This is a genomic window from Amycolatopsis acididurans, from assembly GCF_012328925.1.
GTDB lineage: Bacteria > Actinomycetota > Actinomycetes > Mycobacteriales > Pseudonocardiaceae > Amycolatopsis_E > Amycolatopsis_E acididurans.
The window spans coordinates 32,241-46,621 of record NZ_JAAXLS010000051.1; the positions used below are offsets into that span (position 1 = coordinate 32,241).

Here is a 14,381-nt window from a genome sequence, read left to right on the forward strand (position 1 = left end):
GTCGGTCAGCTCGAAATCCAGGCCGTGGCGCGAGCGGCATATTCTGGCGCCTGCCGTCCCCCCGTTACCCGGGGCGGCTGCCCAGATGCCCGCGCTTGACTCTCGCAGCTCGGGGCCTTTCCGGTTGTCTCATCGCAATGTCATCAAGATCAGTCGCAGGTCGTTGACATTGCATCTGGGTGGTCTTGCCGCGCATGGCGTCGATGGGTGGTTGAAGGCTTCGCCGGAACCGATTGGTCGTCCACTGTCGCCTCTGTTGGCAAGGAATTGACTCTCGCTCGGTGACAGGACGATCTGGGTGGCGTTCGCGCGTCACACGGTGATGACGACCTTTCCACGAGGACGTCCCTCCCGCAGACACCGGATGGCCTCCGGAGCCTGCCTCAAGGAGTAGGTCCTGTCCACGATGGGCGTGACCTTGCCGGCGTGATCAGGTCCGCGTGTAGCGGGGTCAGGCGGGTGTCAGTGTGCGTTGGAGGAGGTGCTCGGTGCGCTGCACGGCGCTGGCCCGTTCGTCTTCGTTGGTAGCGAGGGCCTGGATCGCGGGGTCGTCAGGGCTTCGCCGGGCGCGTAGCTCCCGCATCCGTTCGGCGAAGGACATCGGTGTCCCGTCGGGTCCAGTGGTCATGTCGCAGTACCACAGCGCGTCGCGCACCGGGCCGTGCTCGTCGTCGAACTCGCCTAGTTCGGCGGAGAGTCCCCGGACCTCAGCGACGGCGGCAGCTCCCGAGTGATGCGCGACCAGGGCGCAGACCCGGCGGGGCGCACCGTGCGCAAGGAGGTACCGTGCGCCGTCGAGTTGATGGAATCCGGTGTCGATGACCTCCTCGGCGTAGCCGATATCGTGCAGCCAGGCTGCGGCGACCAGGACTTGCCGGTCTTCCGGCGGGAGCGCACCGGCGACCTCGGCCGCACGGCGGGCGACTCCCTGGGTGTGCGCCCACCGCCGCGGACTCTCATCGGCCAGCAACTGCTTGGCCATGTACCAACCCCAGGTACGCAGCGGCATCTCGGCACTATATGTGCTCGGACAGCGCACCAGCTCGGTGTGCGGGACATCCGCCCCGATCGAGGGGCTGGACAGCCGCCGCTGAGCCACCCTCTCCACCAAAATCGGCACAAACGTCGTGATTCGGGCACTCGCGAACGAGGCGTGCGCTTGGGCGATCTCGTACCGCACCACATCGGGTGGCAACTCGTCATGCTCGCGAACGAGATTGTGTTCCAGCCGTCGCAGTTGGTCTTCTTGCCCCTGTTCCAGCGTCGAGGTCGCATCCATCGACAGTTCCTCTCCCACCAGCCGCCTCCCAGGGGTGGGGACTGCCTGCGGCCAGCGTGCCCGCCACCGCCAGAGACGGAAAGTGCCGGAGGTCCTTTCCACCGCCATTACACCGGCGTCGCGCGAACCGGTCAACCTGCCTGGCACACGACCCGGAACCCGTATGCCCAGGTAAGTGTCGGTGTGCCCGAGCAGCGCAGCAGTCCACCAGGTGCGTTCGCGCTGTCGAACGAGCCGTAGCGGGTGCCACCCGTCACGTGCGGCCGGATCGCCTAGGTGCGATTGTTCGCGGTGAGCCATCGGGTGAGTTTGGGTTTGGTGGCCCGGCTCCAGGTGTGGTCGAACTGGGTTCTGTTCGCGCGGGCGGCGGCGCGTTCGCGTTCGATGAGCCGGCCGCAGGTGATCCCCACAGCCGGGTCGTCGGGGTGCTGCGCGGCGAGCCCGGCCCACTGCTGGGCGGCGATGACGGCGTCGTGGTGGTCACCGAGGACGTCCTGGACCTCGGCGATCGCGTGGGCCAGCCGGGCCGCGTCGCGGCCGATCGCGGGAGCAACGGCCTCCGCGGCGTAGCGTGCGCGTTTGGCCTGGATGCGGGCCGCGTGCCAGGACTCGTCCGGGTCCAGGGGTTTCAGCTGGGCGGCGGCCTCGAGGTTGCGCCAGGCTTTGGCCACGCGGCGCGGCAGCGTTCGGGTGGCGGGATGCCGCGCCCGTGCGGTGAGCAGGGGATGCCGGGCCGCATCCACGAGCGCCTCGAGGGCCTCGGCGTAACGGCGGGTGTCCATCGCCTCGGCCAGCGCGTGCACCGCCCGCCGCTCTCGCTCGGCCAGGTCGGTGTCCAGCACGGCGATCGCGTGCTCGTCCAGGGGGCCAGCGGGTCGGCGCCGGCGGTGCGGTGCAGCCGGGCGTGCAGCACCTCGGCGTCGCGGGGTTCGCCGAGCACCCCACCCAGCCAGCGGACGTGCTCGATGATCGGGGTGGCGAAATCGGGGTCGACCAGGCGCGCGAAGACCCGCAGGTCGCTGCGCAGCCGGCGGCAGCGCACCCGCATCTGGTGCACGGCGTCCGGCTCGGCTCGCCACACCCGCACGTCGTAGTCGATCATCCGCGCGACCGTGTGGCGCAAGGCGTGTGTGACGACCTCACCGCCGGTCGGGCGGTGCGGGAGTGTGCCGGGCGCGGTGATGTCGGGGGGCTCCAGCGCCTGTGGGCCGAGCGCGCGAATCGCCTTGGGCACGAATCCGCCGCCGGTGGCCCCGGCTTCCGTGAGCAGCGTCGCGGCCCGCCGCATGACCTTCGCAGCGACATCCCCCGTCGCCTTACGCTCGACCTCCAGCTCGCGGAAGCCGTCGTCAAGGCTCTCGCGACCCTTGCGCGCCGCGACGGTGTCATCGACCAGCTCGACCAGCATCTCACCGGCCCGGTCGTAGACCTCCCACACGTCTCGGGTCGTGCGCAAAGACACCACCGACACCAACCGGGCGGTGCGCAGCCACCCGGTGACCAGCCGGGCCAGCTCCCGCGGCGGCTGACCCGCCGCGCCGACCGCGGCCAGCTCCTCCCGGACATTCGTCGTCCCGGTCGGCAGCTTCAGATGCCACGGCGGGCCGTCCTCGCCGGTGCGGCGGCGCAGCGTCACGCCCGAACGCGCCAATCGCAGGTCGGCCGAGTCGTAGTAGGTCGCCGACAACCGGCGAGCGTCCGCGCGGACGACCTCGCCGCCGTCGGGCGCGAGCGCGGCCAGCTCCGGCAGCACGAACTCGTCATTCACCGAGAACTTGAGTTCCTCTTCGCGCATACCCGCACACCCTACGAGCGGCAGCGCCGGCCGTCAGCGGTCCCGCGCGTCAGGGTCCAACGGCCCTGCCGGACTCCAGCGACCGGTGACAAGCATGAAGCCGTGAAACGACTAGGAAACAGCGGCCGGTGACATCGCCGCCGCCGACCGGTCACGGCGCTGAGGTTGGAGGCCCGAGGATGACCGCTCCGTCGACCAAAACGGAGATTGTCGAGGAACTCGGCGAGTCGACGCTGCTGCTGCCATTTCTGGTCAACCGTGGGCTGGCGGCCAACGAGCGTGCCAAATACCTGCTGAGTCTGGTGCAGACAGCCCGAACGCGAGCCGACCAGCCGGCCGAACCGTTCGCGGTGCTGCGCGCGGAAAGGCTCGCCGCCGGGGTGCGCGACCCGGGCTACGACCAGGTGGTCGCGACGGCCCGGCGCGCGGACGACGGCCGGTACCTGATCGCCGGCGCCGCCCGGATTCATCAGGAACTGTTCGCCGCGATCGGTGAGATGCTGGCGGCGCTGGCGGCGGCCAAGGTCCGCGTGCCGGACACCTCGCGCCTTGCCGCGCTGTCGGCCGCAGCGCCCGACCTCACCAGCGACCTGCTGACCGGTGAGTACGTGGATGCCATCACCTCGACCAGCCGCCAGGCCGGCGACTCGCCGCACCTGCTGGTGATGGACGCCCATCGCGCGCTGAACCAGCTGCAGGCCCGGATCGCCACCGAGTCCGTCGCCGGTGCGGCCTGCTACCAGCTCGCCGACGGCGACCATGAGCTGGTGGCCGCGTTCATGGCCGGTGTCCACGAGACCGAGGCGTTGAAGTTCGACCATCCCGGTCTGGCGACGACGGCGACCCGGGCCGCCGATCGGCTGGTGATCCAGAACGATCTGGGCACCACCAACGCGCACGTGGTGCTGCTGGCCGTCGAGGGACTGGTGGCCACGCTGACCTACACCGACGTGCACGCGCGGCGGCTGCGGTTCTTCGAGTCCATGCTGGCCGGCTACCGCGTCGACTGGTCCGGCGTCCAGCGGCGGCGAGGCGGACCGTCCCTTGGCGAGCATCACGTCGCGGTCGGGCGGTTCGTCGCGACGGACACCGCGACGCTCGCGGCCTACCTGCGGCGGGTCGGATCGCGGCTGGTGTTCGTGCTGGACTGGAACCGGGCGCGCAAGCGGTTGACGACGCTGGTGGGCGGGGATGCCGCGGTCACCGTGCTGCGCTCGGCCGCGGAGGAGAACGTCGGGCACATGGCGTGGCTTTCCCTTGGCGGCGAGCGGCTGATCTACGACGCGGTCGAGGCCGCGGTCACGGTACGGGCCCGCTACGGGGAACCACTGGTCGACGTACTCGGTCGCGATGCGACCGTGGCGATCACCCAGTTCGCGCTGCGGGCGGCGGCGCGTGGGCGGCTGGCCGGCAAGTCGCCGCGGCTGATCCACGACGAGGTGCGTGTCGAGGTCCTGCGGCACGTGCAGGCGTCGCACCACAGGCTCCTGGACACCAGCGCCGAGCACGCCAGCTTGATCGTCGAGTGCGCGCAGGCACTGCACGGGGCCCTGCTCCGGCTCGGCACGCCGGGCGGCCCGGAGTACCTGCGGCGGGCGGCGGGCCGGGCCGGGCGCTGGGAACACCGGGCCGACGAGTGCGTGATCGCCCAGCGCCGAGACGCCGAGCGAGTCGACGGTGGCGCGACCATGGCCACGCTGACGACCAGCGCCGACGACGCCATCGACGCCCTCGAAGAGGCGCTTTTCCAGCTGACCCTGGTGCCCGCGGACGCGATCGGCGCGGTGCGGCCCCGGCTCGAACCGGTCGCGGCGGTGGCGGTGCGGGCGGCTCGGGAGCACCTCAAGGTGGTCGAGCTTGCCCGGCACGTGGTCGACGGGGCCCAGCCGGAGGACGTGGAGGACTTCCTGCTGGCCATCGATCGCGTCGGTGCCCTGGAACACGATGCCGACGCGGCCGACCGGAGGACCCGCGCCGCGCTGGTCACCGAAGCCCCCGAATTCCGCAGCCTGTACGTGGCGGACGGGGTGTCGCGGTCGGCGGAGGAGGCCACGGACGCGTTGCTGCGCTCGGCTCTGGGGCTGCGCGACCACATTCTGGGTTTGGTGGCCGGCCGATGAGCCTGTTTCTCCTGGACGGCAACGGTTCCGCCGAGCCCGATGCCGAGGTCGTCGGGGCGAAGGCCGCCGGCTTGATGCGCATGGCGAATGCCGCACTGCCCATACCGCCCGCATTCGTGCTGGGCACCGCGCTGTGTGCGGACTACCACGCACACGGTGGACGGCTGGACGCGAAGGTTCCCGAGCTGATCGCGCGCGGCATTCGTCACGTCGAACAGTGCACTGCCCAGCGTTTCGGCGGCACTCGCAGACCGCTGCTGGTGTCGGTGCGCTCGGGCGCGCCGGTGTCCATGCCCGGGATGCTCGACACCGTCCTGGACGTCGGGCTGTGCGAGAGCACGCTGCCGGGGTTGCTGCTGGCGACCGGTGATCCGGTCTTCGTCTGGGACTCCTACCGTCGGTTGATCCAGTGTTACGCCGAGGTCGTCGACGGCAGCTCGCCGGCCCCGTTCACCGCGCTGGTCGACGATGCGATCCAGCGTCACGGAGTGCCCGCGGCGAACGAACTCGATGTCGCCGCCCTGCGCGAGCTGACCGGCCGGATGCTGGATGCCTACCGGTCCGTGGTGGGTCGGCCGTTTCCCCAGGACCCGACGGTGCAGCTGACCGGCGCGATCGAGGGTGTGTTCCGGTCATGGAACACCGAACGGGCCGTGGCGTATCGCCGGCTGGAACGGCTGACCGGCCTGCCCGGCACCGCCGTCACCGTGCAGGCCATGGTGTTCGGCAACTGCGGGCTGGGCTCCGGCTCCGGCGTCGCCTTCACCCGTGACCCGGCCACCGGCGAGCACAACCTTTATCTGGACTTCCTCCTCGACGCGCAGGGAGAGGACGTGGTCGCCGGCCGCAACGGCATCGGCGACGGCTCCGGAGACGGAGTCGCCACCGACCTGACACCCGAACTCGCGCGACGGCTGCGCGAGGTCAGCAACACCCTGGAAAGCGTGTTCACCGACGCCCAGGATTTCGAGTTCACCGTTGAAGAGGGCACGATCTGGATGTTGCAGACCCGCGACGCCAAGCGCACACCGTGGGCTGCGCTGCGCATAGCATGCGATCTGGTCGACGAGGGCATCATCGACCGCGACACGGCCCTGGACCGGCTGCGTGGCTACGACCTGGACCAGATCAGCAGGCACCGGCTTGCGTCGGCGTCGGCGCAGCGGCCGCTCGGGCGCGCGGTGCCGGCCGGCATGGGCGTCGCCAGCGGTCCGATCGCACTGGACGTGACCACCGCGACCGCGCGTGCGGAGCACGGTGAGCCGCCGATCCTCGTCCGGCCCGAGGCATCCACCGACGACGTGGCCGCCCTCGCCGTCTGCGGTGGCCTGCTCACCGCAGGCGGCGCCCGCACCTCGCACGCAGCCGTGGTCGCCCGCCAGCTCGGCGTCGTCTGCCTGGTCAACTGCACCTCCCTCACCATCGACACCGAGGCCCACGTGGTGCGGATCGGCGCCCACGAACTCCAGGAGGGCGACCCGATCACGCTCGACGGTGGCGACGGCAGCGTTTACGCCGGCGGGCTCGAACTCGTCGAGGAACGCCCCACCGAACTCATCGACCGGGTCCACGCCTGGCAGCAAGACCAAGCAGCGCAACGTGCACAGCTCAGCGATCCGAGTCGACGCCGCATCGAGGACTGATCTCACGGAGCACGGAGACGACCACCGCGGGGACGGCGGCCGCGACCGGGGGTGACAGGCCGACACCGAGCTCGAAGTTCGCCGCTTCGACGGCGACGACGAGCAGCCGCCGCGGAACACGGCGAAGGACATGGCCCAGCCGCAGCGCTTCCGCAATCCCGAACGAGTGTGAGCCGGCCACTGCCGTGGCGCCGGGTAGGGTGTCCATTGTGGATCTCCGGATGCGTCCCGGGACAGGCGGATCGCACATCACCGCGTCGAGGACCACGGCGAGATCCGCGTCGCTCCACGCCTCGAGCAGCGCGACCGGTTCCCCGTCCGAGAACACCACGCGCACACCTGGCCGCCGACGGTCGGCGATCGCGCCCGCCACGACCGGGCCGACCGGCGGCTCGGGACGCTGACGCCCCGCCGTCAGGGTGTGTGTCCGTCGTGCTGCTGGCCGATGACGTCGGCGGCATGGTTCGCGGACACCGCGAGGTCATGCGCCGCCGCGGCCGCTTGCGGGAGAACAGTGCGCAGTAGCGCCACGTCCTCACTGGTCACCGCGGCGACGCGGGCATGCAGGCGGTCGAGCTCGTCGGTGAAACGCCTGGCCTCCGCCGAGATGTGACGCAACCGCTCCACATCGCCGGTGCCGGTGGCCGTGGCCTCGGAAGGCTCCGCCGCCGGTCTGGAACCGGCGTCGTTGGCCGCCAAGTCGTTCATCAGCGCCTCCCGCACGAAACCTGATCGAGCCCGATCACCCGCAGTCGCTTTCAACCAATCCAACCCCCGCCGAGCTCTGCCATGGTCGAAGTGCCCTGATCCGTGGGACTGTTGTCGCGGGCCTGGCGCTGACCGGGACACACGGTGTACTGACGCCTGCGCTTCGTCCCTTGTGGACTACGTCGTATGTGCGGTTCGAGGTAATTGCCGAAGCCGGGCTAAATGCCCATACCGTCACCGCGGATCCCGCGAGTTGAGGTCCTTGTGCACTAGCCCGCTCTCTGCCACGCGCAGAGTGTGGAACCACGGCCATCGGCGAGCAGGAAATGCGTGCGGGGCCGGCATCGACCGGATGCCGCCCGATCCCTGTTTACCTGATGGTCGGACGCGGAAGGACGTACTGCGCGGTGGATGACCACTGGACCTGGAGATACGAGGGCTACGATCCCGCCCGGGAGAAGCTGCGGGAATCCCTGTGCGCGGTCGGCAACGGCTATTTGGCCACCCGCGGTGCCGCGCCGGAGTCCACCGCCGGCCGCACACACTATCCCGGCACCTACGCCGCCGGCGTTTACAACCGGTTGAGCAGCGAGGTTTCGGGCAACCAGGTCGTGAATGAGTGCCTGGTCAATTTGCCGAACTGGCTGGCGCTGACGTTCCGGGTCGATGGTGGACCGTGGTTTGAACCGGAGAGCGTCGACCTGCTCGAGTACCACCAGTATCTGGACATGAAGCGGGCGCTGCTGGTGCGCAGGTTCCGTTTCCGGGATGCCGACGGCCGGACGACAGCGGTGACGCAGCGCCGCTTCGCGCATATGCGCGAACCGCACGTGTGCGCGCTCGAGGTGTCCGTGCTGGCCGAAGACTGGACCGGGCGGCTGCAGTTGCGGTCCGGGATCGATGGTGGAGTCGAGAATGGGCTGGTCCAGCGCTACCGGGACCTGCCGGGCCGGCACCTCGACGTGGTCGGCACGCGCGCGTTGCCGGACCACGCGGTGCTGCTGGAGGCGCGCACCACGCAGTCCGGCGTCCCGGTGGCCATGGTGGCCAGAAACCACCTGTACCAGGGCGAACACTCGATCGACGGTGAATACCACCTTGTGGACGAGCAGTCCTGGATCGGGCACGACATCGCCATCGACCTGCACGTCGGTGACGCGGTGACGTTGGAGAAGACGGTCACCGTGTTCACCGGCCGGGACCGCGCCATCTCCGAGCCCTCGGTCGAAGCCGGCCGCTGGCTGTCGCGGCTCGGGCGCTTCGATGCGCTGCTCGAAAGCCACGCGCTGGCCTGGGCCCACCTCTGGGAGCGGTTCCACATCGAGCTCCAGGGCAGCCCCGAGCAGCTGCGCGTCGTCCGCCTGCACCTGCTGCACCTGCTGCAAACGGTGTCGCCGAATACCAGCGAACTCGATGCCGGCGTACCCGCCCGCGGTCTGCACGGCGAGGCTTACCGCGGGCATGTGCTCTGGGACGAGCTGTTCCTCTTTCCGTTGTTGAACCTGCGCCTGCCGGCGCTGAGCCGTTCCCTGCTGCGTTACCGGTACCGCAGGCTCCCGGAGGCAGTGCAGGCCGCGCGGGAGGCCGGGCACACCGGCGCCATGTACCCGTGGCAATCCGGCAGCGACGGTCGTGAGGAGAGCCAGCAGCTGCACCTCAATCCCAGCTCGGGACACTGGCTTCCCGATCCGACACGGCTCCAGCGCCACATCGGGCTGGCCGTCGCCCACAACACGTGGCAGTACTACCAGGCCACCGGCGACCGGGAATTCCTCGCGAACTACGGGACCGAGATGCTGGTCCAGGTCGCCCGGTTCTTCGCCGGTCTCGCCAGCTACGATCGTGCCCGCGACCGGTATGTGATCCGCCGGGTGATGGGGCCCGACGAATTCCATTCCCGCTACCCGGACGCCGCAGGCGACGGGATCGACAACAACGCCTACACCAACGTGCTGACCGTGTGGACCCTGCTACGGGCGGCGGATGCCCTGGGCGCCATACCCAGCCGGGCCCGCACGGAGCTGACGGAGCGTTTGCAGCTGCGGCCCGGGGAACTGCACCGGTGGGAGGACATCAGCCGGAAGATGTTCGTGCCTTTCCACGCCGACGGGGTCATCAGCCAATTCGAGGGCTACTGCGAGCTGGCCGAGCTGGACTGGGCCGGGTACCGCCGGCATCACCGCAACATCCAGCGGCTGGACCGCATCCTCGAAGCCGAGGGCGACGACGTCAACCGCTATCAGGCCGCCAAGCAGGCCGATGTCCTGATGCTGTTCTACCTGTTCTCCGCCGAGGAACTCGGCGCGCTGTTGCAGCGCCTGGGCTATCGGCTGAAACGCGACACGATCCCGCGCACCATCGACTACTACCTCGCCCGCACCTCCCACGGCTCCACGCTGAGCGCCGTGGTACACGCCTGGGTCCTGGCGCGGGCCAACCGGCATCGCGCTCTGGAGTTCTTCCGCCGCGCGCTGGAATCCGATGTGACCGACATCCAGGGCGGCACCACGGCGGAAGGTATTCACCTGGCCGCCATGGCCGGCAGCGTCGATCTGCTGCAACGTTGCTTCTCCGGGCTCGAGACCCGAGGCGAGCGGCTGCTGCTCAACCCGCACTGGCCGCGACCGCTCGGCCCGCTCGAACTGAGCCTCAACTACCGTGAACTCCCGCTGCTGCTGCGGATCAGCGAAGACCAGGTCGACGTCGCGGCCGGTGCCGGCATGCAACGTGCCGTCGAGATCGTCTGCCGGGATCGGACCGCCACGCTCGAACCCGGGTCCACCGTGCGATTTCCACTCTGAAATCCCGGCCTTGGTGATACGAATCGCCTGGCGGACGTTTCGAACGGGTCGGCACAGCGCAGGTCGCCGTGGGAGGCTTCGCGCCGCGGATGAGTGAGGCGGCTCAGCGGCGCGCCACCGTCGACAGCACCGACGCCGCCCATCGCTCGATGACGTCCCAATCGCGCAGGTCCCGGCGAACACGGTCGCCCCTGGCGCGCCTCGGAGGATCAACACCGCCGAACACCGTGACCGCGACCTGGCTGAGCCAGGCCCGTTTGGCCAAGGCGCGGTCGAGCTGCGCGCGGGAACGCCGCCACGCGTCCTCGTCATCGGTACGCGGCCCCATCCCGAACACCGCGACCGGCACATTCTCCAGCTCACGTCGATGCCGCCGGAGGAACCGGTGCGCGTCACGGTGCCAGCGGCCCGAATACAGCGCGCCACCCAGAATGATCAGGTCCCAGTCCCGCAGCGGTTCTCGTGCATGCGCCGCCGGACGCAATTGGACCGTCACGTCGTCTCGGCGCAACGCCGTGGCGATCGCGTTCGCGACCTGTTGCGTGGAGCCATGTTTGCTGGCAAAGACGACCAAGACGTTCATCACCGCGTCACCTCGCGGGACCCAGCCTCGCGAGGACACCGCCGCCGCGACAGAGCCCAATGGCACGGCCACGGCTACCCAAAGTCCGCCGGCCGCACCTCACCCAGCGGACGCGCGGCGGGGCCGCGATTCCCGGGGATTCCGGGTATGCAGGTAGATCACGAGAGCGAGCAGCGGTGCATGGAGCGCCGGCAACGTATGTGCGAACCACCTCGGCAGGTACATGTCGGTGACGGCGCCATGCTCGGCGCCGACGCGTTCGGCCAGTTCGGTGAGCGGGCACCGAAAGCCATTCCCGGCGAACACGAGGACTTCCCCGGCGACGACGCCACCGGCGACACCGACACTTCTGCCGGTGCGTCTGCGTAGCCCGGCGTAGAGGACGTAGAGCACACACGACTCGGTGACCAGCCAGCAGGCCGTGTGGACAGCCTTGATACCGGCAACGAGCGCGCTGCTGCCCACTGCCCGGCCGCCTCGCCTCATGAGCCGGGCATGGGCTGGTCGAGGTCGATCCGGACGGTCAGCAGCGCGGTGCCGAACCGCCGGACCGCGCCGGCATGGCGGTCGTTCCCGAACCGGGCCAGCCGGGTCTGCGGATCGTCGTCGGGCAGCACCGCGGCGTGTCCGGGCACCCAGCCACCGCCCAGGCGCACCCGCACCCTGGGATGGTCGAGCAGGTTGCGCACGTACCCGGCATGCGTGCCCTGCTCGGCCACCACCCACAATGTCGACTCCTCGCGGTACGCGCCGACCACCGTGCGACGCCGCTTGCCGGTCCGGCGACCAGTGGTCTCGATCAGCACGTGGCCAGGCAGCACACCCAGAAGCACGCCGAGCGTCATCGGAGGATTGAGCAGGATTCGCTGCATCAGCAGGACGCGGGCTCGCCGGCGTGCCGTCGCGTCAACAGCGACTGCCGGGGGCCGCTCACCACGCGCACGAACGACCAGCACGCCAAGAACGAACGCCAGCACCGCCACGACCGGCGTGCTCACACTCCACCACGTCAACCCCGCGAACGGCACCGTCCCGGCCAGCAGCAACGCCCAAGACCAGAGTCCAGCCCGCGCGGACACCCAGGGCAACACCGCCAGCGACAGCCCGCCCAGCACGCCCACCACCGCCACCGGCACCGGGCGCGCGCTGATCGCCATGAGCAGCTCGACCAGCCCCACCGCCGTCACCAGTCCACGCAGCCAGTTCCGGGCGCCCGCATCCCATACGGCGCGGGTGTCCCCACTGGCCAGCACGATGCCGGCCGCGACCAGCAAGATCGCCCCGGGCAGGTACCAGAGTCGACCCACCGTGGTGAAGCACACCCCGCCGACCGCGACCAGTCCGAGGATGGCGACCGCCCGACGGTCGGCGGACAGCGGTGTCCGCCCGCGCAGCCACCCGGCGATCGCCAACGGCAGCAGGCTCAACAGCACGGTCAATACGCCCAGCCCGACCGGGTTGTCCTTGTTCCCGGTCCAATCCGGAATGCGGCTCCCAGTGATCGCCGCGACCAGGCCGGCGACGACACCGAGCAGTCCCCCGGCCAGACATAGCCCGGCCGCGGCGTGCTGCCACCCCAGCCGGTACCCGGTCCGGTCAGCGGGCGGCGCGTGCGGTGGCAGGCTCATCAGATCACCTCGCTGACCGGTCGGCGGGGGCTCAGCCGGGCCGGACGTACCGGGTAGCCGATCCGGAAGGTGGCCAGCCCACGCCAGCCGGGGCGGGCCAGCAGGTCGTCGAACCGCGCAGCGAAGGTAGCCGCGGCGCCGGTGGAACGCTCGCGGTCGATGCGCTCGGTGATCTGGTTCATGTGTTGCAGGGCCAGCCCGCGGGCCGTGGCGGCGAGGTGGATGCGTTGCAGCAGCCGGCCACCCCGCAGCCGTTGGACCGGATCGTCGGCATCGGTCACGGTGATCACGCCGTAGGCGGCCGCCGTGGCGGTGTGCACGGTCCGGGTCTGCTCCAGCCAGAACGCGTCCCCCGCGCCCCGGGAGGTGGCGGGCAACAGCTTGGCAGTCGCCAGGGTCAGCGGGGCCAGGCCCTGCCCGTCGAGGGTGAGCCCGTCGCGGTACCGATCGATGTCGTCACGGCTGGAGCGGAACCACGCGAACGCGTCCTCGGACTGCCGCCGGTCGCCCACGATCGCCTCGGTCGCCGCCACGATCAGCCCGCCCAGGGCGGCCTTCTCGGCGGGCGCGGGGAACCAGCGGGTGGTCACCTCCGGTCGGCCGGCAGCGAGGGCTGTCAGGCCCGCGATGATGCCGGGCCCGACCGGCTGGTCGGTGTACGGTCCGCGGTTGCTGTGCCGGTCACCGATTGCCTCATACAGCGACGCGTCCGGAACAGGTTCGCCCGGCGACGCGAGCGTGACGCGGGCCATGTGCCCGGGCACGCCGGGATCGGGCAGCAAGGTGACGGTGGCGCCATGTCCTCGCGCGGTGATCGCCAGCACGAGGTTTTCCAGCGCGCAGCCCAGGCCGACCTGTTTCTCCCGACCGAGCGGATCCAGTGTGCCGGTGGTGCGGGCCGGGTCAGCATAGAGGTCCACAGTGGACTGTGTGACACGGAAGACCCAGGGCTGGCTGTTGTGCGGGTTGGCCGCGAGAATCGCAGCCGCGACCGCCCCCAGCAGACTCGGATCGCCTCGCCACTGCGACCAGGGCTCGTACGGTTGCCCGGCTCCCGGGTCCAGAACACCGTTGTCGAAGGTGCGATAGCCGAGCACACCGGCACCGGCCACCAAGACCGTCGCGGCGCCAAGCCCGGTGCGACGCAACAACACCCGCCGGGAAAGCGGGTGCCGATCCGAGGCGTGGCCGGCCGGCGGGCCGGGAATGCCGGTCATCGCGCGCCTCCTCGTCGGCAGCGGTGGCCGCGCCCAACCAGCCGGCCGTGGTGCAGATCATCCGGCGGTCACGACCGCACCCGCAGGGCCGAACGTCCCGAATACCCGCGCCCATGGACCCCACATTGCAGCCACCACACGCTCTGCGCGGACGCACCTGGCTACTACGCGAGACCGAAACCTCGCACCCACCCGGGGACCCTCGACTCTCGTACCCAGGACGCTCACCAGCAACGCTCGAACCGTCACCACAACGCGGAAGAGTCACGTGATGCCCACCGTTCGTCAACGCAGGATCGCCGGCGGCATCCTCGGCCCGGTCGATTACACCGCACGCACCCGTTACCGCCAGACGCCCAGCCGGGGTGCGTGCGCAAATAGTGTTCCACCGGTGGGAGAACGGCCACGAGGATGTCGCCGGGATAAGAAGTCGCGGAGGCCGGGGCGAGTCGCCCCGGCCTCCCCTTTGGCGCTGCCGACGGGTCTGTCAAACGAGCGGTGTAACTCGGGTTGAAGGGGAACTACTTGCGTCCGGCGGCCAGACGGCCGTCGAAGGCGATCTCGAACGCGTTCAGCGCGGGTTTCCACCGCATCGTCCAGCGTTTCC

At 70.2% G+C, this 14,381-nt stretch carries 11 protein-coding genes and 2 pseudogenes; 3 read left to right on the plus strand and 10 right to left on the minus strand.

The features are described 5' to 3' along the window. Positions 1 to 312: 312 nt before the first annotated feature. The 4 genes and pseudogenes from HFP15_RS43660 to HFP15_RS43670 form a co-directional block, all read right to left on the minus strand. A pseudogene (locus tag HFP15_RS43660) lies at positions 313 to 414 on the minus strand (zinc-binding dehydrogenase); the annotation flags it as partial. A 37-nt stretch (positions 415 to 451) separates the two neighbouring features. Further along, entirely contained in the window at positions 452 to 1,279 is an 828-nt protein-coding gene (locus tag HFP15_RS35815) for a three-helix bundle dimerization domain-containing protein (RefSeq protein WP_168521867.1), read from the minus strand. Positions 1,280 to 1,551: 272 nt separating this feature from the next. Then, the gene (locus HFP15_RS43665) at positions 1,552 to 2,121 is read right to left on the minus strand and encodes a CHAD domain-containing protein (RefSeq protein ID WP_312871908.1); all 570 of its coding nucleotides are present in this window, start codon (positions 2,119 to 2,121) and stop codon (positions 1,552 to 1,554) included. Between the two features lie 41 nt (positions 2,122 to 2,162). Further along, positions 2,163 to 3,074 (minus strand): annotated as a pseudogene (locus tag HFP15_RS43670) (CYTH and CHAD domain-containing protein); the annotation flags it as partial. A gap of 179 nt (positions 3,075 to 3,253) precedes the next feature. Between HFP15_RS43670 and HFP15_RS35830 the strand changes: the two are divergent. Then, a complete protein-coding gene (locus HFP15_RS35830; RefSeq protein ID WP_168521871.1) occupies positions 3,254 to 5,194 on the plus strand; it encodes a hypothetical protein in 1,941 nt (646 codons plus the stop codon). After that, positions 5,191 to 6,837 carry a PEP/pyruvate-binding domain-containing protein gene (locus HFP15_RS35835; protein WP_168521873.1) on the plus strand — a complete coding sequence of 549 codons (1,647 nt, stop codon included), beginning with the start codon at positions 5,191 to 5,193 and terminating at the stop codon, positions 6,835 to 6,837. Before HFP15_RS35830 ends, HFP15_RS35835 begins: the two co-directional genes overlap by 4 nt. Here HFP15_RS35835 and HFP15_RS35840 read toward each other — a convergent pair. Both HFP15_RS35840 and HFP15_RS35845 read right to left on the minus strand, forming a co-directional pair. Beyond that, positions 6,803 to 7,210 (minus strand): hydrogenase maturation protease, encoded by a 408-nt coding sequence (locus HFP15_RS35840; protein ID WP_168521875.1) that lies wholly within the window; start codon positions 7,208 to 7,210, stop codon positions 6,803 to 6,805. The two genes, HFP15_RS35835 and HFP15_RS35840, sit on opposite strands and share 35 nt — an antisense overlap. 41 nt (positions 7,211 to 7,251) lie before the next feature. Beyond that, complete coding sequence (locus tag HFP15_RS35845) at positions 7,252 to 7,545, minus strand: hypothetical protein (protein ID WP_168521877.1); 294 nt, start codon at positions 7,543 to 7,545, stop codon at positions 7,252 to 7,254. A 407-nt stretch (positions 7,546 to 7,952) separates the two neighbouring features. Here HFP15_RS35845 and HFP15_RS35850 point away from each other — a divergent pair, with 407 nt between their 5' ends. Then, a complete protein-coding gene (locus HFP15_RS35850; RefSeq protein ID WP_312871909.1) occupies positions 7,953 to 10,346 on the plus strand; it encodes a glycoside hydrolase family 65 protein in 2,394 nt (797 codons plus the stop codon). A gap of 103 nt (positions 10,347 to 10,449) precedes the next feature. On the opposite strand, the gene HFP15_RS35855 is transcribed toward HFP15_RS35850, so the two are convergent. The 4 genes from HFP15_RS35855 to HFP15_RS42350 all read right to left on the minus strand — a co-directional run bounded on the left by HFP15_RS35855 (position 10,450) and on the right by HFP15_RS42350 (position 13,774). Further along, a complete protein-coding gene (locus tag HFP15_RS35855) occupies positions 10,450 to 10,929 on the minus strand; it encodes a flavodoxin domain-containing protein (RefSeq protein ID WP_168521880.1) in 480 nt (159 codons plus the stop codon). Positions 10,930 to 11,028: 99 nt separating this feature from the next. After that, positions 11,029 to 11,394: a hypothetical protein gene (locus HFP15_RS35860; protein WP_210718309.1), complete on the minus strand. Its 366-nt coding sequence runs from the start codon at positions 11,392 to 11,394 to the stop codon at positions 11,029 to 11,031. 17 nt (positions 11,395 to 11,411) lie between these two features. Further along, positions 11,412 to 12,557, minus strand: coding sequence for a nitroreductase/quinone reductase family protein (locus tag HFP15_RS42345; RefSeq protein ID WP_210718310.1), 1,146 nt, complete (start codon positions 12,555 to 12,557; stop codon positions 11,412 to 11,414). After that, entirely contained in the window at positions 12,557 to 13,774 is a 1,218-nt protein-coding gene (locus HFP15_RS42350; protein ID WP_210718311.1) for an Acg family FMN-binding oxidoreductase, read from the minus strand. The genes HFP15_RS42345 and HFP15_RS42350 overlap by 1 nt, the downstream gene beginning before the upstream one ends. Positions 13,775 to 14,381 lie beyond the last annotated feature (607 nt).